Origin of the sequence: Arthrobacter sp. MSA 4-2 (genome assembly GCF_016405885.1) — a bacterium.
Classification (GTDB): Bacteria; Actinomycetota; Actinomycetes; order Actinomycetales; family Micrococcaceae; genus Arthrobacter_D.
Genome location: NZ_JAEKGC010000013.1, coordinates 1 through 25,384, shown reverse-complemented (window position 1 = coordinate 25,384; position 25,384 = coordinate 1). Strand labels below are relative to the sequence as shown.

The window sequence follows — 25,384 nt, the reverse complement described above, 5'->3', positions numbered from 1 at the left end:
GAGGAAATGCCCATGACTGCCCAGCCACCGTCTACACCCCTGAGCGGAGCCTCCCGGCGCGCCGCCGCAGGCACCTCCTCCTCCCGGCGGCGGAACCTGGCCGTGTCCACGGCCGCCATCCCGGCCGTCATCCTGTCCTCGGTGGCGCTGGCAGAATCAGCAGCGGCCCACCAGCCCTCCCCTGCCACCTCGGTGCGGCACCAGGTCCCTGCCGTACAGGCCGCCCCTGCCCGCGCCCTCATTCCGGCAGCCGAGGTCGCCGCCCGTATTCCCGCCCTGAAGGTTCCTGCCGTGACAACGCCGGCGGCCTACACGATCAAGGCGGGCGACACCATGGGTGCCATCGCCCGCAAGCACGGAATCGAGCTCGGCGCCCTGCTCAAGCTCAACCGCATGAGCCCCACCACAGTGATCTACCCGGGACAGAAGATCCGACTGGTGGCCGGATCCACCCCTGCGCCCGCCGCTCCTGCAGCGGTCCGCACCCAGACCACCGGCAGCTACGTCGTCAAGCCCGGTGACACCCTCGGCGCCATCGCCGCCCGGCACGGCGTCAGCCTCGACAGCGTGCTCAGGGCCAACAACCTCTCGATGAGCTCGGTCATCTACCCCGGCCAGAAGATAGCCATCGGCGGACCCGCGGCCGTCAAGCCGTCGGCACCGGCTCCGGCTCCGGCCAAGCCCGCTCCCACCGCCCCGGCCGCTCCGGCCGGCAGCTACGTCGTCAAGCCCGGAGACACCCTCGGCGCCATCGCCGCCCGCCACGGCGTCAGCCTCGACAGCGTGCTCAGGGCCAACAACCTCTCGATGAGCTCAGTCATCTACCCGGGCCAGAAACTGGTCCTCGGTGGAAAGCCGGCCGCCCCTGCGGCTCCGTCCGCGCCCGCCGCACCATCCACGCCGACCGCGCCCGCCGCCCCGGCCGGAACCTACACGATCAAGGCCGGAGACACCCTGGGTGCCATCGCAGCCCGCCACGGGGTGAGCCTTGCCGCGCTGCTCCAGGCGAACAACCTGCAGGCGTCGACGGTGATCTACCCCGGCAAGAAGCTCACGATTCCCACCGGCAACGGCGGCTCCCCCACGACGCCGCCCCCGACGAACCTCGTCCCCTCGACCTTCCTCGGGGTCACCTACCCCCAGGCCGTCGTCGCGGACGCGAACCGCAACAAGCAGATCCTCAACTCGCTGCCGGTCCCGAGCTCGGCCGAGATGCGCACGATCGTGGCGAACACCGCACGGTCGATGGGCGTCGATCCCAGCCTCGCCATGGCTTTCGCCTACCAGGAATCCGGCTTCAACCAGCGCGCGGTCTCCCCCGCCAACGCCATCGGCACCATGCAGGTCATCCCGATGTCCGGGGAGTGGGCCAGCGACCTGGTCGGGCGCAAGCTCAACCTCCTCAACCCGCAGGACAACGTGACGGCCGGCGTGGCGATCATCCGCTCGCTGCTCGCCACGAGCCCCTCGCAGGACATCGCGATCGCGTCCTACTACCAGGGCGCATACTCCGTGAAGACCCACGGCATGTTCAGCGACACCAAGAACTACGTCGCCGCCATCAAGGCCCACCAGAAGAACTTCCGGTAGGACCGGTGGAGGGCGGGGTCGGGTGTTGATTCTGCCCTCCACCGCAGCCAGGACTTAGTATCAATAGGTGCACCAACGGCTGAACGACCCCCTGATCGGCGAACTTGTCGATGGGCGCTACCTCGTGGAGTCGCGCATCGCGCGCGGCGGAATGTCCACGGTCTACCTCGCCCTCGACCGCAGGCTCGACCGCAGGGTCGCGTTGAAGGTCCTGTTCACGCACCTCGCCGAAGACCGCACCTTCCTGGACCGGTTCGAGCAGGAAGCGAAGTCGGCCGCCCGTCTCTCCCACCCGCACGTTGTGGGTGTCCTTGACCAGGGCATCGACGAGACGGCCGAACGCAGCACCGCCTATCTCGTGATGGAGTACGTTCCCGGACGCACACTGCGGGACCTGATCCGCGAACGCGGACGGCTCACCCCGAGGCTGGCCCTTGCCCTAATCGACCCCGTCATCGAAGGCCTCGCCGCCGCCCATGAGGCGGGGCTGGTGCACCGAGACGTCAAGCCGGAAAATGTGCTCCTGTCCAGCAACGGGCAGATCAAGATCGCCGACTTTGGCCTCGCGCGCGCCGTCAGCGCAAGCACCGGCACCGCGACGCTTGTCGGCACCGCAGCCTACCTCCCGCCCGAACTTGTCACCGGCAAGCCGGCGGACGCCCGCAGCGACGTCTACTCCGCGGGCATCATGCTCTTTGAACTCCTGACGGGACGGCAGCCCTTCACCGGCGATGCCCCGGTCCAGATCGCCTTCCAGCACGCCTACGAGCATGTACCGGCGCCATCGGAGTTCCTGCCCGGCCTGGCCGAGGATATCGACGAGCTGGTGCAGTGGTGCACCTCCCGGGATCCCGAGGACCGGCCCGTCGACGGCACCGCCCTGCTCGGCGAGCTTCGCCATGTCCGCACGACGCTCACCGGCGCCGACCTCGACTACTGCCCGCCGTCGCCGGTTCGGCGCGACGACCGCGGAGCCGGGACCGCCGGCTCACCGGGGATCGGCAGGATGCCGGATGGCGGCGGTACCACCGTGATGCTCGGCGGCCCCGCAGGCAGCCCCACCGAAATGATCGGCACCGGCAGCCCCACCGAAGTGATAGGCACCGGCAGCCCCACCGAAGTAATGGGCATTGGCAGCCCCACCGAAGTGATCAGCACCGGCACCCACGCGGGCAGTCCTACGGAAGTAATCGGTGAAGGGCGCTCTGGGGCGACGGCGGTTCCGCCCGGGTCGGCGGACTCTCCAACGGCGGTCCTGCCAACCTCTACGGGCAGCCGGAACGCCACGACTCGAATTTTTCCGCCGGAGCCCCAGGTGCGGCCGGCCGGCCCGGGCGGCGGCAGCAACGCCACCCGCGTCCTCGGCGGGACGCACCGGCCGGGCGCCGGTCCGCCTCCGGCCGTCCAGCCGCGCGCCCAGGCTCATCCCGCCCAGATCCACCCGCCGCAGTCCCAGGCTCCGCAGCGGCATCCCGCGCAGCCCGCCCTCAAGGTGAGCAGGTCCCAGCAGCGCAGGCAGGCGCGCGCCGCGCAGCGGCCGGTGAACCGGCTGCGCACCCGGCGCGCGGCGCAGTGGCAGGCCGTGCTGGTTCTGCTGCTGGTCCTGCTGGCCTTCCTGGCCGTGGCCGCGGGCTGGCTGCTGGGGATCAGCCAGCCCGGTGGCGGCGTTCCGGTGGGGGCCGGGCTGTCCAGCCCCGCGGCGTCCGGCTGCGAAGCGGATCAGTTCTTGGAGAGCGCTCCGGCGACGAGGAAGGCCATCTCGAGCGACTGCATGTGATTCAGCCGCGGGTCGCACACGGACTCGTAGCGCTCGAGGAAGGATTCCTGGTCCACCGGGTCGGCCCCGCCGAGGCACTCGGCGACGTCGTCGCCGGTCATCTCGACATGCAGTCCACCGGGGAACGTCCCCAGGTCCTTGTGGACCTCGAAGAATCCGCGGACCTCATCCATGACGTCGTCGAAGTTCCGGGTCTTGTACCCGTTCGGCGAGGTCACCGTGTTCCCGTGCATCGGGTCGGTCACCCACAGAACCTGCGCGCCGGAGGCCGTGACCTTTTCCACGAGCTGGGGCAGCTTCTCGCGGATGTTCCGGGCGCCCATCCGGGTGATGAACGTCAGGCGTCCGGGCTCGCGGTTGGGATCGAGCTTGTCGATGAGGGCGAGCGCGTCGTCACCGGAGGTGGTGGGGCCAAGCTTCACCCCGATGGGATTGCGGACCCGGGAGAGGAAGTCGACATGGGCGCCGTCGAGGTCGCGGGTACGCTCTCCGATCCAGAGGAAGTGCGCCGAGGTGTCGTAGGGCAGGTTGGTGCGTGAGTCGATGCGGGTGAGCGCCCGCTCGTAGTCCAGCAGGAGCGCCTCGTGGCTGGCGAAGAACTCGACGCGCTTCAGCGCTTCGAAGTCGGCGCCGCAGGCGTCCATGAAGCGCACCGCCCTGTCGATCTCCCGGGCGAGCGACTCGTAGCGCGAGTGCGCCGGATTGGCGGTGAAGCCCTTGTTCCAGTGGTGCACCAGGCGCAGGTCGGCGAACCCGCCCTGGGTGAACGCCCGGATCAGGTTCAGGGTGGAGGCGGAGGTATGGTACGCCTTGACCATTCGGGAGGCGTCATGGCCGCGGCTCTCGGGGGTGAAGTCGTAGCCGTTGACCATGTCGCCGCGGTACGCGGGGAGGGTGACGCCGTCGCGGGTCTCGTCGTTCGAGGAACGGGGCTTGGCGAACTGGCCGGCCATCCGGCCCATCTTGATCACCGGCAGGGACGCACCGTAGGTGAGGACCACGGCCATCTGGAGGATCGTCTTGACCCGGGCGCTGATCCGGTCGGCGGTTGCGCCCTCGAAGGTTTCGGCGCAGTCGCCGCCCTGGAGCAGGAATGCCTTGCCCTGGGCCGCCGCGGCCAGCCGTTCCCTCAGGACATCCACTTCACCGGCGAATACCAGCGGGGGCAGCGACGAGAGCTCCTTGATGGAGGAGGTGTGGACCGCAGGGTCCTGCCACTGGGGCTGCTGCGAAATGGGAAGGCTCCGCCAGTGGTCGAGCCCTGCTGTACCGGCGGCGGGGAGCGGAAAAGGAGGCAATAACGCTGAGGCTGCAGTATCGGTCACCCCTCAAGCCTAATGGCTTCGACGCCGCGGTTTGTCGCCGCCCGTCACGTAGCCGCCCGGCTGTGTCACATAGGCCACTTTCGGCCCACTGCCCCGCCAACGGGCGGGAAAAGCGCCTCAGGCGGAGTCCTTCTTCCGCCCCTTGGGCGGCTGGGCCTTGCCCACTTCGGTCACGGTCCCGGGTGCCGGTGCCTGCTGAGCCTCCGGCGGCGGCATCCGCACCGCGGCCCGGCGGGTGTCGGCACCTGGGCGGTGGTGCTTCCTGCCGGCGGCCTTCTCCGCTGCCAGCTTTTCCTTGACGCTGCTGGCGTAGGCGTCGACGTACTCCTGACCCGATAGGCGCATCAGTTCGTACATGATCTCGTCGGTGACCGAGCGCTGGATGAACCGGTCATCGGCCATGCCCTGGTACCGGCTGAAGTCGAGGGGCTCCCCCACGATGATGCCGACCCTGCGGATGTTCGGGATCCGCCGCCCGATGGGCTGAACCTTGTCGGTGCCGATCATGGCAACGGGAATGACGGGAACCCCGGTGGCCAGGACCAGCTTGGCGACGCCGGTCTTGCCGCGGTAGAGGCGTCCGTCGGGGCTGCGGGTGCCCTCGGGGTAGATGCCCAGGAGGCCTCCGCCGTTGAGGATGTCCATGCCGGCCGTCAGCGAGGAAGAGGACGCGGCGCCGCCGGAGCGGTCCATCGGCAGCTGGTTCGAGAGCCGAAAGAACATGGCGGTCAGCCTGCCCTTGAGGCCCTTGCCGTTGAAGTATTCCGATTTCGCCAGGAACACCACGGGCCGGGGCGCCGCCACCGGGAGGAAGATCGAATCCGAAAAGGAAAGGTGGTTGCTGACGAGGACGGCCGGCCCCTCCGCGGGAATGTTGTCAAGGCCCTTGACCCAGGGCCGGAAGAGCACTCTCAGAATCGGACCGACGATGATCCTCTTCATGACCCAATAGAACACGCTGCCAGCCTTCCCTGCAGGGACCGTCCGGCTCCCGCCGGACGGCACGCTTTTCCTTTTGTGACATTACTCTAAGGATCCCGTCGGCTGGTACGGCGCGGTGAACGGGTGCGACCATTGACCCATGACATCGATTCCCGGCGCGGTCGCCTACTCCCAGGACGGCACCGGAGAGACGGCCCGGACCGGAGTGCTGCTCAGCCATGGCTTCACCGGATCGCCGGTGAGCGTCCGCGCGTGGGCGGAACACCTTGCGGGGCAGGGCTTCTCGGTCCGGCTGCCGCTGCTGCCCGGGCACGGCACCTCCTGGGAGGAACTGGCACGCACGCCCTGGCGGGCCTGGTACGGCGAGTACGAAGAGGCCTACGAGGACCTGGCCCGAAGCACCGACAGGATTGTCGCCGCAGGGCTCTCCATGGGAGGTGCGCTGGCCCTGCGCCTGGCCGCCCAGCACGACGTCGCGGGGGTGGTCGTCGTCAATCCCGGGCTGACCTTCGCGGATCCGCGCGCCCGGTACGCGGGGCTCCTCAAGTACGTGATGCGCTCGGTTCCTGCGATCGGCAACAGCATCCGGCTCGAGGGCCAGGACGAGGGCGCCTACCTGCGGACCCCGGTCGCCGCCGTGCACCAGCTGGCCGGGCTGTTCCGCGATACGACGGCCCTGCTGCCGAAGGTCACGGCACCGACCCTCGTGTTCCGGTCAGACGTCGACCCGGTGGTTCCCGAAACCAGCATCGAGGTGCTGCGGCGGCACCTGGGCAGTGCCGACCTTGAGATTATCCGGTTGACGAACAGCTACCATGTGGCCACGATGGACAATGATGCACCCTTCATCTTTGACCGGTCTGCGGACTTCATCAGGCACGTGAGCGCAGGTACCAGCGTATGACCCCCCGAGAGCCGAATGAGTCCACTGACGACGCCGTCTGGCGGGACCTCGTGGCACGGTTGGAAAGCACCCCCGGTAACCCGGAGACCGAGGAATCCGACGACCCGGAGCCCAGCGACCGGGACCGCGTCGAGGCGATTTTCAGGAACCAGCCGCTGCGTCCGGCCGGCCCGAGGGACTACGAGGAACCCGAGGACGACGAGGGCGACGGCGGGGCGGGATACGAGCCCCCGGAACCTCCTCCGCTCGGCACGGGAGACCCCCTGGTGGTGCTGGCCTGGCTCGGCGCGGCCGGCGGGCCCGTCCTGCTGCTGCTCTTCGCCATGTTCTGGCGGGACGCGCCGACGGCGGTGACTCTGGGCGTGCTCGCCGGGTTCCTGGCCGGCGTGGTGTTCCTGGTGCTGCGCCTGCCTCGTCAGCGCGACTACGACGACGACGGCGCGGAAGTCTGATCCTGCTCCCCCGCCGCGGGAGGCTTCCTAGCGGCCGCGGGGCAGCGAGCGGGAGAGGTCCGCGGCCCCGATCAGCCCGGCCGACGGTCCCAGGGCGGCGGCCTCGATGGCGGCGGCGGGCCGGAAGCCCCGCCCGGTGAGGTTGCGGGCGAAGGCCCGGCGGGCCGGTTCGAGGAGGAGCCCGCCGGCGTCGCTGAGTCCGCCTCCGATGACGAAAGTGCCCGGGTCCAGGGCCGCCGCGAGGTTGGCAAGTCCCAGCCCGAGCCACTGCCCCACCTCCTCGACCAGCTCCTGGCAGGCAGGATCCCCGTCGAGGGCAAGCCGTGTCACCAGCGCCCCGGTGATCGCCTGGACATCCCCGTCGACTGCCGCCAGGAGCGACTGCGCCACGGGCGAGTTCGCCGCCGCCAGTTCCCGTGCCTCCCGGCCCAGCGCGTTGCCCGACGCGTACTGCTCCCAGCACCCCCGGTTGCCGCATTCGCAGCGGTGGCCGCCCGGCACAATGACCTGGTGCCCGAACTCCCCGGCCACCCCGTACCGGCCGCGCTCAACCCGCCCGTCAAGGATCATGGCCCCGCCGATGCCGGTCCCCAGGGTCACGCACACCAGCCGGGGCTCGCCGCGGCCGGCGCCGAACCGCCACTCCGCCCAGGCGGCGGCGTCGGCGTCGTTGACGACGGTCACGCGCCGCCGCAGCAGCTTCTCGAGGTTGCTGCGCAGCGGCTCGTTCCGCCACGCCAGGTGGGGACTGAAAAGCACGGTCCCGTTCGAGAGGTCCATCCAGCCGGCGGCGCCGATGCCGATGGAGCGGATCCGGTGTCCCCGGCCCAGTTCAGCCACGAGGTCGACGATGACGGCCTCGACTCCGCGGGCATCGCTGCCCGGGGTGGACCGGCGGGCCTGCGCGAGGAGGCGGCCGGCGCCGTCGACGACGCCGGCGGCGACCTTGGTCCCGCCGACGTCAATGCCGATGGCCAGTCCTCGCCGGGCCGGGGGCAGCCCCGGGCGTCCGGCACGGCCGGGCAGCCCGGCCCGGCGGGCCGCCCGGGGCTGCCCTGCCGCCCAGGGCGGTGCGCCGCGGCGCCGCGGGGACGACGAAGCCGGCTCCGCTCCAGCTGCCATCTCGTCCTCCTTCAGGATCCTGCGGCGGGAGCCGGTGCGCATTTTCCTCCACCGTTATCAATTCGTACATTACTGGACAGTAATGAGGGCTGCGGCACCCTATAGTCTATGAAAATGCCTGTAGTCGTCGGCGATATCAAAGGAGCTATTGTGCGCGAAATCAGCGTTCCCGTCCTAGTGGACGTCCCCCGCAACAGCAACACTACCGACCTCGTGGTGCGGCAGGCGGAAAAGGCGTCAAACCCGGCCCTGTTCTCCGTCCAGGACGAAGCAGGTCAGTGGCGGGACATTCGCGCCACCGAGTTCCGCGAGCAGGTCGAGGCCGTCGCCAAGGGCCTGATCGCCTCGAACGTCAACCCGGGCGACCGGGTCGCGATCATGGCCCGCACCCGCTACGAGTGGGCCCTTGCCGACTTCGCCATCTGGTTTGCCGGCGCCGTCCCGGTTCCCGTCTATGAAACCTCCTCACCGGCGCAGGTCGCATGGATCCTTACCGACTCCGGCGCCGTGGCGGCCTTCGTCGAGTCGGCCCGGCACGAGAACGTCGTCCGTGAAGCCGCCGCCGCCGAGAGCACGTCCGCCCTGACCCACGTGTGGCAGTTCGACGGCAACGGACTCGAAACCCTCCGGACCGCGGGGACCCTCGTCGAGGACTCGACCCTCGCGGACCGCCGGTCGCTGGCGAACCTCGACGACATCGCCACAATCATCTACACCTCCGGCACCACGGGGCGCCCCAAGGGGTGCGAGCTCACCCACGCAAACTTCGTCGAGCTCTCCGAAAACGCCGCTGCGGCGCTGTCCGAGGTCGCCCACGAGGGTGCGCGGACCATCATGTTCCTGCCGCTGGCGCATGTCTTCGCCCGGTTTATCTCGGTGCTGTGCGTCGCCGCCGGAGCGACGGTCGCCCACACGGCGGACGTCAAGAACCTGCTGCCGGACCTTCAGAGCTACCAGCCGAGCTTCATCCTGGCCGTGCCCCGGGTCTTCGAGAAGGTGTACAACAACTCGATGCTCAAGGCCGAGGACGGCGGCAAGGGCAAGATCTTCCACGCCGGCGCCGACGTCGCCATCGCCTGGTCGAAGGCCGACCAGGCCGGGAAGGTCCCGTTGGCCCTGCGCGCCAAGCACGCCCTGTTCGACCGGCTGCTCTACCGCAAGATCCGCGCCGCCATGGGCGGGAAGGTCGAGTACGCGGTCTCGGGCGGGGCGCCTCTGGGCGACCGGCTGGGCCACTTCTTCCACGGCATCGGCCTGCTGGTCCTCGAGGGCTACGGGCTCACCGAGACCACGGCGCCGCTCACGGTGAACACCCCGCGCAAGGTCAAGATCGGCACGGTCGGCGCCCCGCTGCCGGGCAACGCCGTCAAGATCGCCGACGACGGCGAGATCCTCGCGAAGGGCGTCGCGGTGCTCCGGGGCTACTTCAACCGGCCGGACCTCACGGCGGAAAACTTCATCGACGGCTGGTTCCGCACCGGTGACATCGGCGAGCTCGACGCCGACGGGTACCTCAGCATCACGGGCCGCAAGAAGGAAATCATCGTCACGGCCGGCGGCAAGAACGTGGTGCCGGCGATGCTTGAGGACACCATCCGCGCGAACGCCATCGTGTCGCAGTGCGTGGTGGTCGGTGACCAGCGCCCCTTCATCTCGGCCCTGATCACCCTCGACGAGGAGGCCCTGCCGGGCTGGCTCGAGCGCCATCAGCTGCCGGCCGGCACCACCATGGAGGAGGCCGTCAGCCACCCGGCCGTGCTGGCCGAGATCCAGACCATTGTCGACGAGGCGAACAAGACGGTCTCCCAGGCCGAAGCGATCAAGGTGTTCCGCATCGTCCCCTCGGACTTCACGGAGACCAGCGGCCACCTCACCCCCTCCCTGAAGATCAAGCGCGCCCAGGTCCTCACCGACTACTCCGACATCGTCGAGGGAATCTACGCCACCCCCCGCGTATAGGGAGCCGGGCGCCGTCGAAAACGACCGGCGCACCTCAAAACGACGAACGCACCCGAATTATCGGGTGCGTTCGTCGTTTTCGGCTGCGTGCGTCGTTATCGGTGCTGTCCTCGTTAGCCGGCGCGGCGGCGGCAGGGGTCAGTCGTGCAGTTCGTCGACGACGAGCGCGGCCAGTTCGATCACCGCGTTGCGCGTGGCCGGCTGCAGCTTCGCCAGGTCGATGCGTGAGCCTTCGGCCAGGTGCCGGTCGTACGGGATGCGCACCACCGTGCCGACCCGGGAGAGGAAGTGCTCCTCGATCTCCCCGACCCTGACCTGGGTTCCATTGCCTGAGGACAGGTTGACGACGACGATCGCCTTGGCCACTAGGTCGTGCCGGCCGTGGGCCTCGAGCCAGGACAGGGTTTCCGAGGCCAGCCTCGCCTCGTCGACGCTTCCGCCGGAGACGAGCACCACGGTGTCCGCCTTCTCAAGGGTTCCCTTCATCACCGAGTGCACCATGCCCGTGCCGGAATCGGTGAGCACGATGGAGTAGTACCGGCCGAGGATGTCGGTGACCGCGCGGTAGTCGGCGTCGTCGAAGGCCTGCGCCACGGCGGGGTCGGTGTCCGAGGCCAGGACGTGCAGCCGGGAGCCGTCGCGGGTGACGTAGTGGGCCAGCTGAGCGAAGGAGTCGACCATGAACCGGTTCTGCACCAGCTGGCGGGCGGTGAAGTCGGCGCGTCCCGGGGAACGGTCGGACAGCGTTCCCCGGTCGGGGTTGGCGTCCATCGCGATGATGCGGTCCTCGCGCATGTCGGCGAGCGCCATGCCGAGGAGCGTGGTGACGGTGGTCTTGCCGACGCCGCCCTTGCGGGAGAGGACCGGCACATAGCGGGTGTGCCCGCCGAGACGGACGGCGATTCGATGTTCGGTTGCCCTGCGGATCCGCACCGCGTCGGAGTCGCCGAGGTTCACGTAGCCCAGCGTCGCCGAGTAGAGCCAGCGCCGCCAGCCGCCGGAGGGCGGCCGCTCGGTCCCGGTCAGCAGGCGGTCGGCGGTCAGGGCGGACGCCGGTTCCGGCCCGGTTTCGCGCACGCGGCGGGCGCTCGGCGGCTCCTCGGCTGCGGAATCTCCGGTCCCGGGCGCGGTACTGCCGGGCGGCTCCTCCGCGGAAGGCGCGGCGGATCCGCTCGGGCGCCACCCGGTGGGCTCCACGGGCACCGGGATGGAGAGGAGGTTTGGTGCGGAGGTGGCACCGATTTCGGGGATGAGCGTGGGCGGCAGCGGTGCCTGGATGACGGGGACCGGGCCGACCTGCACCCCGCCGTTCCACAGGGCTGCGGCCGATGCCTCCGGCACCGCCGGCGGCGCGGCCGGGGAGGGCACTCCGACGGCGGCGGGGTTCTGGCTCGAGGCAGGGGTCCCATCAGAAGGGGCCCCGTCAGCAGAGGGCACGTCGGTGGAAGGCACGGCGCCGGCGGCGGGTCCCGCGCCGGAGGTGGCGTCCCCGCCTGCCGAGGACCCCGTACCGGGAGCCGTCACCGCGTCCGGGGCCTTCGCCGCATCCGAGGGTTTCGTTATATCCGAGGTCCTGCCGGCCTCGGCCGGACCGGTGGTCCCCCGGGCAGCCGTCCCGGATCCCGTCGCCTCCCCTGCGCCCTGCCCCGGCTCGGCGGCGGCGTCCGGTTGTGCCGGGTCGGGTTGTGTGGGACTTGAGGGGGATTTCGAGACCATGGTTCCTCACGGGGTTGGGTACGGGCCGGGCGCGCCGGGCGGCGCGGGGCATCAACGATGAACTCTAGCGCAGCGCCTCCGGACCGGGACGGAGTCCATCCCGGCCCGGAGGTTGAAGGCTCAGGCGGGGCTGATGACGACGAGCAGGTCGCCGCCCTGGACCTGCTGGGCGCCGTCGGCAGTGATGCGCTGCACGGTGCCGGCCGTTGGGGTGGTGATGTTCGCTTCCATCTTCATCGCCTCGATCGTGGCGACGGTGTCGCCGGCGCTCACCGTGGCGCCCTCCGCAACGGTCACCGTGACGGCGCCCGCGAAGGGTGCCGCGACGTGGCCGGCATTGGACGGGTCGGCCTTCTCCGCGGCCTTGACGTCGCTCTTGACGCTGCGGTCGCGCACCGAAACGGGCCGCATCTGGCCGTTGAGGGTGCACATCACCGTGCGCAGTCCCTTCTCGTCGGCGTCCGAGACGGCCTCGAGGGTCGCGATCAGCCTCACGCCCTTCTCGAGTTCGATGACGTGCTCGCCGCCCTGCTGCAGTCCATACAGGTAGTCGGCGGTGTTCAGCACCGAGACGTCGCCGTAGGTCTCCCGCGTCCGGATGAAGTCCGCGGCCGGCCCGGGGAACAGCAGGCGGTTCAGCGTGGTCCGCCGCTGGGCGGAATCCCCGGCCAGGGCCTGCTCATCTGCGGACTCCAGGTCAACGATGCGCGGCTTCACGGCCCGGCCCTGGAGCGCCTTGGAGCGGAACGGTTCCGGCCAGCCGCCCGGCGGGTCGCCGAGCTCGCCGTTGAGGAACCCGATCACCGAGTCGGGGATGTCGTAGTTCTGCGGGTTCTCCTGGAAGTCGGCCGGGTCGGCGTTCGAGCCGACCAGCTGAAGCGCCAGGTCGCCGACCACCTTGGAGGACGGAGTGACCTTGACCAGCCGGCCGAGGATCCGGTCCGCCGCGGTGTACATGTCCTCGATCGCCTCGAACCGCTCGCCGAGGCCCAGGGCGATGGCCTGCTGCTTGAGGTTCGATAGCTGTCCGCCCGGGATCTCGTGCCGGTACACCCGGCCGGTCGGGCCCGGAAGCCCGGACTCGAACGGCGAATACGTCCGCCGCACGGCCTCCCAGTAGGGTTCGAGGGAGCTGACCGCGTCAAGGTCGATCCCCGTGTCCCGCGGGGTGTGGGCAAGCGCTGCCACGAGGGCCGACGCGGAGGGCTGGCTGGTGGTGCCGGCCAGCGGGGCGCTGGCCGTGTCCACGGCGTCCACCCCGGCGTCGACGGCGGCAAGGAGCGTCGCGAGCTGCCCGCCGGCGGTGTCGTGGGTGTGGAGGTGGACCGGCAGGTCGAAACGCTCGCGGATGGCGGTCACGAGCTTCGCGGCCGCGGCGGGACGGAGCAGCCCCGCCATGTCCTTGATGGCGAGGATGTGCGCCCCCGCGGCGACCATCCGCTCGGCCAGCCCCAGGTAGTAATCGAGGGTGTAGAGGGTTTCCTTCGGGTCGAGCATGTCCGCGGTATAGCACAGGGCCACCTCGGCCACCGCCGTGCCGGTGGCCCGGACGGCGCGGATCGCCGGTTCCATCTGGGACACGTCGTTGAGCGCGTCGAAGATTCGAAAGATGTCGATGCCCGAGGCGGCGGCCTCCTTGACGAAGGCCTCGGTCACCGCCTCCGGGTACGGGGTGTAGCCGACGGTGTTGCGCCCGCGCAGGAGCATCTGCAGGCAGATGTTCGGAATCTCCCGCCGCAGCGTATCGAGCCGGTCCCACGGGTCCTCCCCAAGGAAGCGCAGGCCGACGTCGTAGGTGGCACCGCCCCAGGCCTCAACCGACAGCAGCTGCGGGGTCAGGCGTGAGACGGACCCTCCGGCGGCCGCGAGGTCGCGGGTGCGCACCCGCGTGGCGAGCAGTGACTGGTGGGCGTCCCGGAAGGTGGTGTCGGTGACAGCGACGGCCTCCTGGGCGCGCAGCCTGGCGGCGAACCCCTCTGGGCCGAGCTCCTGCAGCAGCTGGCGCGACCCGGGCGGCAGGTCCTGCCCGCCCTCGGGCGCCGCGGGCAGCTTCTCCCGCGGGTCAAGGTGGGCCGGGCGCTCCCCGTTCGGCTTGTTGACCGTGACGTCGGCCAGCCAGGTCAGCAGCTTGGTCCCCCGGTCCGCAGGGACCCTTGCGGTGAGCAGCTCGGGGCGTTCGTCGATGAAGGAGGTGGCAACGTTCCCCGCGATGAAGTCGGGGTCGTCGAGCACGGCCTGCAGGAAGGAGATGTTCGTTGAGACCCCGCGCACCCGGAACTCCGCCAGCGCCCGGCGGGCACGGGTAACCGCCGTGGGGTAGTCCCTGCCCCGGCAGGTCAGCTTCACGAGCATGGAGTCGAAGTGCGGGCTGATCTCGGCGCCCGCATACACGGTGCCGCCGTCAAGGCGCACCCCGGCACCGCCAGCGGAACGGTAGGCGGTGATCCTTCCGACGTCGGGGCGGAACCCGTTGGCCGGATCCTCGGTGGTGATCCGGCTCTGCAACGCGGCTCCGCGGAGCTGAACCGTCTCCTGGCTCAGGCCGAGGTCGGCCAGGGTCTCCCCTGCCGCGATCCGCAGCTGGGACTGGACAAGGTCGACGTCGGTGACCTCCTCGGTCACCGTGTGCTCGACCTGGATGCGGGGGTTCATCTCGATGAACACATGCTGGCCGGCGCGCTCACCCACGGTGTCGACGAGGAATTCGACCGTGCCGGCGTTGACGTACTTCAGCGCCTTGGCGAAGGCGACGGCGTCGCGATACAGCGCCTGGCGGATGGAGTCGTCGAGGTTCGGCGCCGGTGCGATCTCGATGACCTTCTGGTGGCGGCGCTGCAGCGAGCAATCGCGCTCGAAGAGGTGCATGACATTGCCCTCGGCGTCAGCCAGGATCTGCACCTCGATGTGACGGGGGCGCAGCACCGCCTGTTCGAGGAACATCGTCGGATCGCCGAAGGCCGATTCGGCCTCGCGCATCGCCGCCTCAAGCGCTCCCGGGAGGGCCTCGCGGGTGTCAACCCGGCGCATCCCGCGTCCGCCGCCGCCGGCGACGGCCTTGGCGAACACCGGGAAGCCGATCTCGTCCGCAGCCGCGATCAGCTCGTCGACGTCCGCGCTGGGCCTCGAGGATTTCAGGACCGGGATGCCGGCCTCCCGGGCGGCGTCGAGGGCCTTGACCTTGTTGCCCGCGAGTTCGAGCACGTCGGCGGGCGGCCCGACGAAGGTGATGCCCGCCTCGGCCGCTGCCCGTGCGAGGTCCGGGTTCTCGGAGAGGAAACCGTACCCGGGGTAGATGGCGTCGCATCCGGATTCCTTCGCGACGCGGACCACCTCCGCGACGTCGAGGTAGGCGCGCACCGGGTGCCCCTGCTCCCCGATCAGGTAGGCCTCATCGGCCTTCTGCCGGTGGATGGAGTTGCGGTCCTCGTATGGGAACACGGCGACGGTCTTGGCTCCCGCCTCGTGCCCCGCCCGGAAGGCCCTGATGGCGATTTCGCCCCGGTTTGCTACAAGAATCTTGGAGAACATGCCGCTCCTGCTTATTTACGGTGAATATGCTGGGGAATGTGCCGATAATTCGGTGGTACGCCGTGCGGCGAAGGATTGCGTGGTTTCAGCAAGAGCCTACAGTCGGTTGACCACGCCCGCTCAAATTGCGTCCGAATACTGGCCGCGCGACGCCGTGCGGCATGCCGGACGGAATTACCTCCCGCGGGACCATACAATAGGGAAGCGCATCAGTGCCGCCGTGCCCGCAGCCGGAATTCCCGCGATTTAAGGTAGAGGTCCAACCAGTGCAAGTAGTGAGTATCAGCAGCCTCAAAGGCGGCGTGGGGAAAACCTCCGTGACCCTGGGGCTGGCATCCGCGGCACTCGCAGCTGGCATCCCGACCCTCGTTGTCGACCTTGACCCGCATGCCGATGCAACAACGGGCCTCGGCGTCCGCGCCGGTGGCCAGCTGGACATTGGGCGGCTCCTGAAGACCGCCCGCCGCGCCGACCTCGCGGCCAACACCGTGCCCAGCGGCTGGGTCGAGACGGCGATCGAGCGGAACCTTGCCGGCTCCGGCGCGAAGCCGGTCCTCGACGTCGCCATGGGTTCGGCCTTCTCGGGCATCTACGACCGCCCGGACCTTGGACGCCGCGACCTGCGCCGCCTCTCTACGCTGCTCTCCCGCGTGACCGGCTACGGCCTGGTCCTCATCGACTGCCCGCCCTCGCTCAACGGACTCACCCGGATGGCCTGGACGGCGAGCAACAGGGTGCTGCTGGTGGCCGAGCCGGGACTGTTCTCGGTGGCTGGCACCGAACGCACGATGCGCGCGATCGAACTGTTCAAGGCCGAATACGCACCGGGCCTGCAAACCGCCGGGATCGTGGCGAACCGGGTGCGTTCCTCCTCGAACGAGCACACCTTCCGCCTGGCGGAGATGAAACAGATGTTCAATGAACTGCTGCTCAGCCCCACGATTACCGAACAGGCCAACTGGCAGCAGATCCAGGGCGCCGCGCACGCGGTCCACCACTGGCCCGGCGAATCGGCCCGACAGGCCTCAGAATACTTCGATGAGCTACTGCGCTCCCTGGTGGGCGCCGGCCGCCTGCGCAGCCGCGTCGCCCGCCGCTGACCAGCCCCGACCGGGCCTCGGTGCCGGTGGGGCGGGCACGTCCTACCCGCCGCAACGTATGCGCCGGGCTATGGGTTAACGGATGCGGATGACGAAGCCGTGGGGCGATGCGCCGGACCTTGTGCGGAGCAGCTCTCCCGTAATGGCCGAGCTCACGTAATCGCTGAACGGGGCGATGCCTGCTGCCCGATGCGGGCCGGTAGGGGAAGATGCTGCTGCCGATGCGGGCCCACCGACGCGCGGGCCGAAAGAATAATGAGGATTCAAACCCGGCGGAGGCCGGGAGGTTCGTGCAGGGCCCCGAGCAGGGCCGGGGGTGGCCCTAGCCGATCCGGCGGGCCGTGCGGCGTTTGCTGAGCTCGTCGTCGGGGAAGTCCTGGTCGGCCGCGTGTTCGCTCGGGAGCGCGGCGAGGCTTCCCTCGACCTCACGCCACACCCGGCCGACGGCGATGCCGAAGACGCCCTGTCCGCCCTGGACGAGGTCGATGACCTCGTCGGCGGAGGTGCACTCGTAGACGCTGGCGCCGTCGCTCATGAGCGTGATCTGGGCGAGGTCCTCAACGCCGCGTTCGCGCAGGTGCTCGACGGCGGTGCGGATCTGCTGGAGCGAAACGCCGGTGTCGAGGAGCCGCTTGACGACCTTGAGGACGAGGATGTCGCGGAAACCGTAGAGCCGCTGCGTGCCGGATCCTGAAGCTCCGCGGACGGCCGGTTCGACGAGTCCGGTGCGGGCCCAGTAGTCGAGCTGGCGGTAGGTGATGCCGGCGGCCTTGCATGCTGTGGGGCCGCGGTATCCGGCGTCTTCGTCGAGCACGGGGAGATCTTCGGTGAAGAGGAGGCCCTGGGCGCTCGAGGGTATGCCAGTGCCCGCCGCTGCCGGGCTTTTCAGCTTACCGGCGTCACCCTTCGGACTCACGCGTGCCTCCTCATTGGGTTCCCGGGGAAGTAGCCTCTGGAGGCCGGATCTCAGGGCTCTGTTACAGTGTGCCCCGAGTTCCTCTCCGTTGCAATGGGAACCGTATGCTTTGACGTTAGATCGCCTCGGACACAAGGTCAAAGATGCTGGCCTCTAAGATTTGCGTGTCGGGAGGTCAGGGCTCGAAATCCTCGGGCTCGACGTCGGCGAGGAATTCGCGGAACTGCTTGAGTTCCTTCTCGGCCGTTTCCTGGTCGCCGGTTTCCTCGTCGTCGGCCTCGGGGTCGGCGATCTCGACGCCGGCGGCATCGAGGACCTGCTCCGCGCAGTAGATGCTGCAGGGGACGCGCAGGGCCACGGCCAGGGCGTCGGAGGCACGGGAGCTGACGCGCGTCCCGTCGTCGAGCACGAGTTCCGCGTGGAAGACGGTGTCCTGCACCGCGACGATCCGGACCTCGGTGATGGCGCGTCCCGCCGCGGCGACAACACTGACGAGAAGGTCGTGGGTCATCGGGCGGGGCGGGACGATGCCCTGCTGGACGAACGCAATGGCACTGGCCTCCGGTGCCCCGATCCAGATGGGGATATGCCGCTCCCCCGCCAGTTCCTTCAGCAGCACAAGGGGCTGGTTGGAGGGCAGCTCAATTCGAACTCCGACAACTTCGACTTCGATCATGGCCGGCCTAACTGTCCATTCTGGCTATCTGAGAGTAAACCAGGGCGCTGTGAAGGTTAAGGCACAATTCGCTGATCTCGCGGGCGGTCTCGGCTGCCCGGGCCTTCGAAGCCACGTCGCGCCGCGAGGCCACCGGGGCGACGACGCGTTCGACCAGTCCGAGCTCGCGGTCGGCGGCGGCCCGGAAGGGGCGCAGGTGGCGCGGTTCGATGCCGTGGCTCTCGAGCTGGACGCAGGCCTGGGTGACCTTCAGCGCATGCTCATCGAACCGGCCATCCACCGGGGCGATCAGCCCGAAGCTGATCAGGTCGTCGACCAGGCGGCGGGGGGCCTTGGCCTCGGCCGCGAGGGTCTCCGCAGTGAGCCTGCGTGCGTGGGAGCTGAGCTCGCGGGCCAGCTGGTCCGAGACCATCCGCGGCGACAGGCTCATCCCCCCGGGCAGCGACTCGGGCCGCTCACCGCGGTCGATGGCGTCGACGTAGTCCTTGATCACCTTCAGCGGCAGGTACTGATCGCGCTGAAGGGCTAGGACGAACCGCAGGCGCTCGACGTCGGTCGGAGCGTACTTGCGGTACCCCGCACGGGTGCGCTGCGGGCTGATCAGTCCCTTTTCCTCAAGGAACCGGATCTTGGACGCCGTGACCTGCGGAAACTCCGCCGCCAGCTCCCGCAGCACTTCCCCGATATTGAGGACTCCGGGGCTGGGGTGGGCCGGGGCGATGCCGACGCTGCGCCGGCTGGGCTGGGGTGTCGGCATGAAGTGGATCAGGCCTGTGCCGCGGGCTGGGAGGGCGTCTGGCCGGCCGTGGTGGCTCGGGCGGCGTAGAAGGTGAGCCGGAACTTGCCGATCTGGACCTCGTTGCCGCTGCGCAGCACCACGCTGTCCACGCGGTCGTTGTTCACGTAGGTGCCGTTGAGGCTCCGGGTGTCGACAACCATGAACCCGTTGGGGGTGCGGCGGAACTCGGCGTGCTGTCGGGACACGGTGACATCGTCAAGGAAGATGTCGGCATTGGGGTGGCGCCCGGCCTTGGTGACGTCCTCATCCAGGAGGAACCGCGCTCCGGCGTTGGGGCCGGAATGGGCCACAAGGAGGGCCGAACCCGCGGGCAGCGCTGCCACCGAGGCCTGTTCCTCCTTGGTGAGATGCCGCTCAACCTCCGCGAAGGCTGCCTGCGGAGGCAGGCCGATCGTCGTAGTTTCCGGGGACTCCACGTGGTGCCCTCCTTGGTTTACGGCTGCGCTGTCGTCGCCAACCATTGGTGTTTCCTCCCACATTAGGCGGCCAACCGGACAATGCCGGTTGGCCGTGAAGTACTGCCAGAGCCGGTGTGTCTAGCCTACCTGCTGTGAGTATTCCGTTGAACTCAGCAGGTCCTCGACAACCGATGCACTCTCAACCTTGATCTCCATCAGCCAACCCTCGCCGTAGGGATCGGAGTTGATGAGTGCGGGATCGTCGTCGAGCCCCTCATTGCGTGAAACAACCTCGCCGGTGACGGGAGCGTAGATGTCGCTGACGCTCTTCGTCGACTCGACCTCTCCCACAACGTCCGCACCGGTCACCGAAGTGCCGACCTCGGGCATCTGGACGTACACCACGTCACCCAGGGCGTCCTGGGCGAAGTCTGTGATTCCCACCCGGACGATGCCGGCAGCATTGGGCTCGGTGACCCACTCGTGCTCGGCGGTGTAGTAGAGGCCTTCGGGGACGTTGCTCATGATTGCCTTTCGTCGTTCTATCTAGGGGGAGGAGAGGGGCGGCGCTGCCCGAGCCGATCCTGATCGAGTATAGGCATAAATCATCGGCGGGTAGCGTGCCGGCCGGTTCGAATGAAGGCCTTATACGCCCCCCGGCCGACCTGCGGAAGTTATCTGTGCGGCGCCGGAATTATTGCCCGTACGAATTCTCCCTGCCTAGGGTTAATCGCGCGATCAGGGCGGGAGGTGATCAAAATGATCTCCACAAAATTGAGGACTCTCCCGGCGGCGCTGGGTGTGAGCGCGCTGCTTCTTGTTGGGTGCAGCGATGGGCTCGGGGGCCCCGGCCCGGAAAACCCGGTCGAGGAGGTGACCCAGGACCCGACGCCCCCGGCTGCTGAGTCCGCGACGGCCGAGGCATCCTGCGAGCCGCGCGGCGGCGAAGGAGGAGGGACCGGCGGGACCGGGACCGAAACCGAAGGTACCGGGTCCACCGATTCCGAGAGCGTTCAACCGTCGATCGGAGCCACCGGCCCCGGTGGAACCGAAACCGACGCGGCCGGCGGCGGTGAGACCGGAGCCACGGGCACCGGAGCCACCGGCACTGCGGCCACCGGCACCGATGGCACCGAAACCGGGGGCACGGGCACCGATGGCACCGAAACCGGGGGCACGGGCACCGATGGCACCGAAACCGGCGGCACCGGCACCGATGGCACCGAAACCGGCGGCATCGGCACCGATGGCACCGAATCCGGCGGCACCGGCACCGAAACCGGGGCGGCCGGTGGAACCGGCACGGGCCGGGGTACGGACGACTGTGAGCCGACAGCCGGGGCGACGGACGCCGGCGCAACCGGAACCGACAACACCGGCGGCGGGGGCACAGGAACCGAAGGCGAAGGGACCGGGCCGGAAACCGCGGGACCCGATGGCGAGGAGGAGGGCACCGGCGGCGGTTAGCCGCGGTGGTGCCGATTCCGGTCGGCGGTCAGCGCCGGGCGCGGAACGGACGGCGGGGCATCAGCACGCCGGTCAACGCAGCGCCGATTAACGCAGCAGGGGCCGTTTCCGGTTGTTCCGGAAACGGCCCCTGGCCTGTGTTTTTTCTGTCGGGATGACAGGATTTGAACCTGCGACCCCTTGACCCCCAGTCAAGTGCGCTACCAAGCTGCGCCACATCCCGATCGGTTCAACCAGCCGGTCAAACCACCTCAATTACTGTACAGCATTTTCCGGGTGGCTCCGGACAATGCTCAGCGTTTGCGTCCCCGCTTTTCCCTCACGCGCATGCTGACCTCGATGGGTGTCCCCTCGAAACCAAATGTTTCGCGCAGGCGGCGGGTGATGAAGCGCCGGTACCCCGGGTCGAGGAAGCCTGTGGTGAAGAGCACGAACTTGGGCGGCCGGCTTGAGGCCTGGGTGCCGAAGAGGATGCGCGGCTGCTTGCCCCCGCGCACCGGGTGCGGGTGGGCGGCCACGAGCTCACCCAGGAAGGCGTTGAGCCGCCCTGTGGGGATGCGCCGGTCCCAGGACTCGAGAGCGGTGTCAAGGGCCGGTACCAGGCGGTCCTTGTGCCAGCCGGTCAGTGCGGAGATGTTGACCCGCGGAGCCCAGTCGACGTGCGCGAGGTCCTGCTCGATCTCACGCTCGAGGTACCGGCGGCGCTCGTCGTCGAGCAGGTCCCACTTGTTGAACGCGAGGACCAGCGCCCGGCCGGATTCGATCGCCATGTTCAGGACGCGGACGTCCTGCTCGCTGAGGACCTCGTCGACGGCCAGCAGCACGACGGCGACCTCGGCCTTCTCCAGCGCCGACTGCGTGCGCAGGGAGGCGTAGAAGTCGGCGCCCTGCTGCATGTGCACGCGGCGCCGGATACCGGCGGTGTCGACGAAGCGCCAGGTGCGCCCGCCGAGTTCGATCATCTCGTCGACCGGGTCGCGGGTGGTGCCGGCCAGCGGATCCACAACGACGCGGTCCGAGCCGGCGAGCTTGTTCAGGAGGGATGACTTGCCGACATTGGGCCGGCCGATCAGGGCCACCCTGCGGGGGCCGCCGGTGCGTTCGATGCCGCCGTGTTCGGAGAATTCGGGCAGGATCTCGATGACCTGGTCCAGCATGTCCGCCGTGCCCCTGCCGTGCAGGGCCGAGACCGGCCAGGGCTGACCGAAGCCGAGCCCCCACAGGAAGGAGGCGTCCGCCTCGTTCTGGATGTCGTCGACCTTGTTGGCTACGAGGATGACCGGCTTCTTCTTCCGGCGGAGCATCTTCACGACCGCCTCGTCGGTGGCCGTGGCGCCCACGGTGGCGTCGACGACGAGCAGCACGGCGTCGGCCATGTCGACGGCGATCTCGGCCTGGTCGGCGACGCGCGCCGCGATGCCCTTGGCGTCGACCTCCCACCCGCCGGTGTCGACGAGGGTGAAGTTCCGCCCGTTCCACTGGGCCGGGTATGACACCCTGTCGCGGGTGACCCCGGGGGTGTCCTCGACGACCGCCTCGCGGCGGCCCAGGATGCGGTTGACCAGCGTCGACTTGCCGACGTTGGGCCGGCCGACGATGGCGAGCACCGGATTGAGGCGCTGTTCGGCGTCTTCGTCGTACTCCTCGTCCCCCTGGGCGAGCAGCGCGGCGTCCTCTTCGTCGAGCTCGTAGTCAGCCAGCCCGGCGCGCAGCGAGGCCGCGCGCACCTCGGCTTCGGCGTCATCGAGCGCGTCGAGGTGTTCGGCGATCTGGTCATCGCCGGTCGGTTCGAAATCGGTGTCGGGCCCGGTGGGGTCCTGGGGCGAGAGGTTCCCGCTCATGAGTGTTTTCCTTAATTCAGTCTGAACTGCTAGTGGGCGACGGTGTGGACGACGTCCAGGACGGCTTCGACCGTCTGCTCGAAGTCGAGCTCGGACGAGTCGACGGTAACGACCCCGTCGGCGGCCTGCTGGAAATTGACGACTGTCGAATCCTTGGCGTCCCGTTCGAGCACCTGCTGCTGCAGCTGGGACGAGGACTGGGTTCCGCCGAGCTGGTCACCGCGCCGCCGCAGGCGCGCCGATTCGCTGGCGGTGAGCAGGATCCGGACCTCGGCGTCGGGGGCGACGACGGTAGTGATGTCCCTGCCCTCGACGACGATCCGGTGCCCGGCACCGGCGATCAGCGCCCGTTGGCGCCGGATCAGCTCGGCCCGTGCGCCGAGGGTCGTCGCCACGGCGCTGACCGCCTCGGAGACCCGGGGTTCGCGGATCGCCGTGGTGACATCCACGCCGGCCAAAGTGACCAGCTCGCGGTCGGGGCTGGTGCTGATGTACAGCTCGATGGCCCGAGCCGCGTGTTCGACGGCGGCGGCGTCCTTGAGGTCGATCCCGGTGGACAGGCAGTGAAGCGTCACCGCGCGGTACATGGCTCCCGTGTCGAGGTAAGCGGCGTGGAGCCGGCGTGCGGCCTCCCGGCTGACGCTCGACTTGCCCGAACCGGACGGTCCGTCGATGGCCACCACCAGCGACTTCCCGAGCCGGAAGTGGGAGTGGATCGTGGATTCGCTCATTGGACGACCTTCCAGCCGCGGCCGGTCAGTGACTCCGCCAGCTCGTTTCGACGGCCGGGGACAACCCAGACCTCTGCCATGCCGACCTGGCGGCCGGGTGAGTGCTCAAGGCGCAGGTCCTCGACGTTGACGCCGATGTCGCCGATTTCGGTGAGGAGGCGGGCGATCTGGCCCGGAACGTCCTCGACGAGCACCGTGAGCCGGGCGAAGGAGCCCGGCGGCGTGCCGTGCTTGCCCGGGATGCGTGCCTGGCCGGCGTTGCCTTCGGCCATCAGCTGCGCCATGTCGAGGCGCGCGCCGGCGGCCACGGGGTCTTCGAGGGTGCCGATCAGCCGGTTGAGATCCTCCCGCACGCCATACAGGATCCGCACGAGCTTCTCGGCGTTCGCCGAGAGGATCTGCACCCACAGGCGGGGGTCGCTGGCGGCGATGCGCGTCACGTCCCGGAGCCCGTTGCCTGCAAGGGCAAGGGAGTGTGCGGGGGTGTCGGCGAGCCGGCTGGCAACGAGCGAGGAGAGCACCTGCGGAAGGTGGGAGATCAGCGCGACCGTCTCGTCGTGTTCCTCCGGGGACATGCGCGCCGGCACGGCTCCGAGGTCCACTGCGAGGGCTTCGGCGCAGCGCACCGCGGCGGGCGAACTGGCCGGGCCTGGGCACAGGACCCAGGGCATGCCGGTGAACAGTTCGGCGGTCGCTGCCACGGGGCCGGACCGTTCCCGGCCGGCCATGGGATGGGTGCCGACGTAGCGCTCAAGGAACGCCGGATCGCCCACCGCTGCCTCGACTCCCTGCAGGACGGCCGACTTGACGCTCGCAATGTCGACGACGACGGCGCCGGGGTAGTCGGCGAGGGCCGAGGCCGCGAGCACCGCGGCCACGTCGGGCGGGGCCGCTACGACGACGAGTTCGGGCGCGAACCCGGCGGCATCCCCGAGGGCACGCCCGGCGCCGATATCAACGGCGACTGCCTGGGTCGACGGCGAGATGTCCGACAGTGCGACCTCGACTCCGCGGGCGCGAAGCCCCAGGCCGATGCTTGCCCCGAGCAGCCCCGTGCCGATTACCAGCACCGGACCGGCAAGATGCGTTCCGTTGTCCCTTGCAGGTTCCATCCGCTAGAGGCCTACCGATGCAAGGAGGTGGCCGACCTCCTGGCGGCCCAGAACACGGATGCTTCCCTGCCGCTGGTCGTTCAGGCGGATCGGGCCGATCTGGGTGCGGACGAGACGCTCCACGGGGTGCCCGACGGCGTCGAACAGGCGGCGTACCACGCGGTTCTTCCCCGAGTGCAGCACCACCTCGACGAGGATATGTCCGGGGGTGGAGTCGATGAGCTTGAAGGAGTCGACCTTGGAGATGCCGTCCTCGAGCTCAATGCCTTCCTTCATCTGCGCGCCAATGCCCGGGCCCATCGGGCCGCGGACCTGCACGTAGTACGTCTTGGGCACTTCGTAGGACGGGTGGGTGAGCCGGTTGGTGAGCTCGCCGTCGTTGGTGAGGAGCAGCAGTCCCTCGGTTTCGGCGTCGAGCCGGCCGACGTGGAACAGCCGCTCATTCTTGTTCTTGTTCTTGAGGAAGTTCCCAATGCTCGGGCGTCCCTCGGGGTCCTCCATCGTGGAGATAACGCCGCGCGGCTTGTTGAAGACGTAGTACTTCAGGTCCTCGTTGAGCTGCAGGCGCATGCCGTCGACGTGGATTGACACCTCGGACGGAACCACCCGGACACCGAGTTCGCGCACGATGGTGCCGTCCACCTCGACCCTGCCGTCGAGGATCATTTCCTCGCACACGCGGCGGGAGGCGACCCCTGCCGAGGCCATGACCTTCTGGAGCCGCACGCCGTCGGGGTTGTGCATGTCGAGTTCGTCGGCGGGACGGCTGGTGCGGGCGGCCTTGGGACGGCGTACCGGACCCAGGTCCTTGCCGAAGCGCTCTCCGCCGAACGCGCGGGGGCCCGATGGCTTCTGTCGAGGCTTTCCGGCGCCTGACTTCTTGGCCGCGTACCGGTCGGCAGCGGGGTTTCCGGTGCCCCGGTAGCCGGAATCGCGCCGCGCCTCCCCCGGTCGGCCCGCACCGCGTGCGTCACCGGTGGGACGGCCCGAACGCTCGCCCGTGGGACGGCCCGCACCGCGTGCGTCACC

The 25,384-nt window shown here is 69.3% G+C and carries 21 protein-coding genes and 1 tRNA gene; 7 read left to right on the top strand and 15 right to left on the bottom strand.

Going from position 1 to position 25,384, the window contains the following annotated elements; genetic code table 11:
* Positions 1–12 precede the first annotated feature (12 nt).
* The gene (locus tag I6N91_RS14165) at positions 13–1,590 is read left to right on the top strand and encodes a lytic transglycosylase domain-containing protein (RefSeq protein ID WP_198813677.1); all 1,578 of its coding nucleotides are present in this window, start codon (positions 13–15) and stop codon (positions 1,588–1,590) included.
* A 67-nt stretch (positions 1,591–1,657) separates the two neighbouring features.
* Positions 1,658–3,367, top strand: a complete 1,710-nt coding sequence (locus I6N91_RS14160; protein ID WP_198813676.1) for a protein kinase — start codon at positions 1,658–1,660, stop codon at positions 3,365–3,367.
* Here the strand turns inward: I6N91_RS14160 and I6N91_RS14155 are convergent.
* Both I6N91_RS14155 and I6N91_RS14150 read right to left on the bottom strand, forming a co-directional pair.
* Positions 3,310–4,692 carry a class II 3-deoxy-7-phosphoheptulonate synthase gene (locus tag I6N91_RS14155; protein WP_374058955.1) on the bottom strand — a complete coding sequence of 461 codons (1,383 nt, stop codon included), beginning with the start codon at positions 4,690–4,692 and terminating at the stop codon, positions 3,310–3,312. The two genes, I6N91_RS14160 and I6N91_RS14155, sit on opposite strands and share 58 nt — an antisense overlap.
* Before the next feature lie 117 nt (positions 4,693–4,809).
* A complete protein-coding gene (locus I6N91_RS14150; protein WP_198813675.1) occupies positions 4,810–5,649 on the bottom strand; it encodes a 1-acyl-sn-glycerol-3-phosphate acyltransferase in 840 nt (279 codons plus the stop codon).
* 124 nt (positions 5,650–5,773) lie between these two features.
* On the opposite strand from I6N91_RS14150, the gene I6N91_RS14145 reads away from it, so the two are divergent.
* Together I6N91_RS14145 and I6N91_RS14140 are read left to right on the top strand one after the other, a co-directional pair.
* Positions 5,774–6,538, top strand: coding sequence for a carboxylesterase (locus tag I6N91_RS14145; RefSeq protein ID WP_198813674.1), 765 nt, complete (start codon positions 5,774–5,776; stop codon positions 6,536–6,538).
* Positions 6,535–6,990, top strand: coding sequence for a hypothetical protein (locus tag I6N91_RS14140; RefSeq protein ID WP_198813673.1), 456 nt, complete (start codon positions 6,535–6,537; stop codon positions 6,988–6,990). Before I6N91_RS14145 ends, I6N91_RS14140 begins: the two co-directional genes overlap by 4 nt.
* 27 nt (positions 6,991–7,017) lie before the next feature.
* Here the strand turns inward: I6N91_RS14140 and I6N91_RS14135 are convergent, their stop codons facing one another.
* Positions 7,018–8,112: an ROK family glucokinase gene (locus tag I6N91_RS14135; protein ID WP_198813672.1), complete on the bottom strand. Its 1,095-nt coding sequence runs from the start codon at positions 8,110–8,112 to the stop codon at positions 7,018–7,020.
* A 114-nt stretch (positions 8,113–8,226) separates the two neighbouring features.
* Here I6N91_RS14135 and I6N91_RS14130 point away from each other — a divergent pair, with 114 nt between their 5' ends.
* The gene (locus I6N91_RS14130; RefSeq protein ID WP_233091870.1) at positions 8,227–10,071 is read left to right on the top strand and encodes an AMP-dependent synthetase/ligase; all 1,845 of its coding nucleotides are present in this window, start codon (positions 8,227–8,229) and stop codon (positions 10,069–10,071) included.
* A 138-nt stretch (positions 10,072–10,209) separates the two neighbouring features.
* Here I6N91_RS14130 and I6N91_RS14125 read toward each other — a convergent pair whose 3' ends face one another.
* Complete coding sequence (locus tag I6N91_RS14125; protein ID WP_233091869.1) at positions 10,210–11,787, bottom strand: MinD/ParA family protein; 1,578 nt, start codon at positions 11,785–11,787, stop codon at positions 10,210–10,212.
* Between the two features lie 120 nt (positions 11,788–11,907).
* Positions 11,908–15,315, bottom strand: coding sequence for a pyruvate carboxylase (locus tag I6N91_RS14120; protein ID WP_198813669.1), 3,408 nt, complete (start codon positions 15,313–15,315; stop codon positions 11,908–11,910).
* A gap of 266 nt (positions 15,316–15,581) precedes the next feature.
* Here I6N91_RS14120 and I6N91_RS14115 point away from each other — a divergent pair, with 266 nt between their 5' ends.
* Positions 15,582–16,415: a ParA family protein gene (locus I6N91_RS14115; RefSeq protein ID WP_198813667.1), complete on the top strand. Its 834-nt coding sequence runs from the start codon at positions 15,582–15,584 to the stop codon at positions 16,413–16,415.
* Positions 16,416–16,737: 322 nt separating this feature from the next.
* On the opposite strand, the gene I6N91_RS14110 is transcribed toward I6N91_RS14115, so the two are convergent.
* The 5 genes from I6N91_RS14110 to gcvH form a co-directional block, all read right to left on the bottom strand.
* On the bottom strand, positions 16,738–17,331 hold the full coding sequence (locus I6N91_RS14110; RefSeq protein WP_120169733.1) for a MerR family transcriptional regulator: 594 nt from the start codon (positions 17,329–17,331) through the stop codon (positions 16,738–16,740).
* 175 nt (positions 17,332–17,506) lie between these two features.
* Positions 17,507–18,007, bottom strand: coding sequence for a bifunctional nuclease family protein (locus I6N91_RS14105; protein ID WP_198813666.1), 501 nt, complete (start codon positions 18,005–18,007; stop codon positions 17,507–17,509).
* Positions 18,008–18,014: 7 nt separating this feature from the next.
* On the bottom strand, positions 18,015–18,764 hold the full coding sequence (locus I6N91_RS14100; RefSeq protein ID WP_198813665.1) for a MerR family transcriptional regulator: 750 nt from the start codon (positions 18,762–18,764) through the stop codon (positions 18,015–18,017).
* Between the two features lie 8 nt (positions 18,765–18,772).
* A complete protein-coding gene (locus I6N91_RS14095; protein WP_198813664.1) occupies positions 18,773–19,267 on the bottom strand; it encodes an FHA domain-containing protein in 495 nt (164 codons plus the stop codon).
* Between the two features lie 75 nt (positions 19,268–19,342).
* Entirely contained in the window at positions 19,343–19,729 is a 387-nt protein-coding gene (gcvH, locus tag I6N91_RS14090; RefSeq protein WP_120169741.1) for a glycine cleavage system protein GcvH, read from the bottom strand.
* A 234-nt stretch (positions 19,730–19,963) separates the two neighbouring features.
* Between gcvH and I6N91_RS14085 the strand changes: the two genes are divergently transcribed.
* Positions 19,964–20,671, top strand: coding sequence for a hypothetical protein (locus tag I6N91_RS14085; RefSeq protein WP_198813663.1), 708 nt, complete (start codon positions 19,964–19,966; stop codon positions 20,669–20,671).
* A 149-nt stretch (positions 20,672–20,820) separates the two neighbouring features.
* Here the strand turns inward: I6N91_RS14085 and I6N91_RS14080 are convergent.
* From I6N91_RS14080 to I6N91_RS14060, 5 genes are all read right to left on the bottom strand, one after another.
* A tRNA-Pro gene (locus tag I6N91_RS14080) sits at positions 20,821–20,894 on the bottom strand.
* A 70-nt stretch (positions 20,895–20,964) separates the two neighbouring features.
* Positions 20,965–22,512 carry a ribosome biogenesis GTPase Der gene (gene der / locus I6N91_RS14075; protein ID WP_198813662.1) on the bottom strand — a complete coding sequence of 516 codons (1,548 nt, stop codon included), beginning with the start codon at positions 22,510–22,512 and terminating at the stop codon, positions 20,965–20,967.
* Positions 22,513–22,541: 29 nt separating this feature from the next.
* Entirely contained in the window at positions 22,542–23,243 is a 702-nt protein-coding gene (gene cmk / locus I6N91_RS14070) for a (d)CMP kinase (protein WP_198813661.1), read from the bottom strand.
* Complete coding sequence (locus I6N91_RS14065) at positions 23,240–24,355, bottom strand: prephenate dehydrogenase (protein WP_198813660.1); 1,116 nt, start codon at positions 24,353–24,355, stop codon at positions 23,240–23,242. The genes cmk and I6N91_RS14065 overlap by 4 nt, the downstream gene beginning before the upstream one ends.
* Before the next feature lie 3 nt (positions 24,356–24,358).
* Positions 24,359–25,384 (bottom strand): pseudouridine synthase (locus tag I6N91_RS14060; RefSeq protein WP_198813658.1); only part of this gene is annotated, 1,026 nt, incomplete at its 5' end.